Origin of the sequence: [Phormidium] sp. LEGE 05292, from assembly GCF_015207735.1 — a bacterium.
In the GTDB taxonomy this organism is placed as follows: Bacteria; Cyanobacteriota; Cyanobacteriia; order Cyanobacteriales; family Aerosakkonemataceae; genus Floridanema.
Genome location: NZ_JADEWG010000339.1, coordinates 1 through 1292, shown reverse-complemented (window position 1 = coordinate 1292; position 1292 = coordinate 1). Strand labels below are relative to the sequence as shown.

Here is a 1292-nt window from a genome sequence, read left to right as displayed (position 1 = left end):
GGGAATTGTCTTTCTCCCTATCACCTAACACCTGACCCCTAACACCTGAAGCGGGGAGACGTTCGTCTAGATAAATTGCTAAGGCTTCTAAAGTGGCTAATTCTTCAAATAACTGACGAAGGGCAATTTTTAGCCCATAAGTTCTTTCAATCTTTTGTACAGCCTCAACCATGACGATGGAATCAGCACCCATTTCTAGAAAAGGAGCATGAATGTTCACATCTGTTGGGGAGACTTGCAATAAACTAGCAACTAAAGTTTGCAAAGTTCCGATAATTTCTTCGCGTCTGCTGTCTCTAACAACAACATCCGTTTCTGTCTTTGCAACATTACCATTTACAACCATATCTTTTCCATTTGTAGTAGTAGTATTTACGAGTTCAATCCAATAGCGTTGGCGTTGGAAGGGGTATGTAGGCAGGGACAGTAAACTGCGCGAGTAGTCTTGGTCAAATCCGCGCCAGTTAATCTCAACTCCCTGCAAATATAAAGTTGATAGAGTATTAAGCAATGACTGCCAATCTTCTTGTTGCGTTGTTAGGGAAGAAAGCCAAATAGCATCCTTTTCTTGCTGGCATTGCCGCCCCAATCGGGATAAAGTTGGTTTGGCGCTGATTTCCAAAAAGATATTCAAGCCTTCATCTAAAAGTGTGTTGACCCCCGCCATAAACTGTACAGGTTCTCGAGCATGGTTTCGCCAGTAGCGGGCATTGAGTGTTTCTCCTGGTTGTAACATCTGCCCTGTGAGGTTGGAAATCAGAGGAATTTTCAGAGGTTGGTAGGAAATTTGACTGGCTGCTTGCTCTAAAGAGTCTAGGATTGGCTCTATGAGGGGAGAATGAAAGGCATGAGAGACTTTGAGGTTACGGACTTCTATTCCCTGTGCTTGCAGGTGGGTTGTAACTTTTTGGATTATTTCATGTTTCCCGGAAATTACAGTATTGTTGGGGCTGTTAATGCCTGCGATCGCAATTTGAGCATCAAAACCTTGAATTGCTTCTCTCACCTGACTTTCCGGCGCAAAAACTGCTGCCATTGCGCCATTTTGCGGTAGAGACTGCATGAGTTGTCCTCTCTGGACAATCAATTTTAGTCCATCTTCCAGGCTCAACGCTCCGGCAACAGTGGCAGCAACGTATTCTCCTACACTATGACCAATTACTGCTGCGGGTTCGATTCCCCAGGAACGCCACAATTCATATAGGGCATACTCTATAGCAAATAAGGCGGGTTGGGTATATGCGGTTTCATCTAAAACAGGGGTTAGGGCTGAAGAAGGGGTTGGGGGGTAG

General features: G+C 44.7%; 1 protein-coding gene. It reads right to left on the bottom strand.

Annotated features, from left to right (window positions below; genetic code table 11):
• The coding region (locus tag IQ264_RS32475) for an acyltransferase domain-containing protein (RefSeq protein ID WP_193986913.1) at positions 1 to 1292 on the bottom strand (1292 nt) is incomplete at both ends.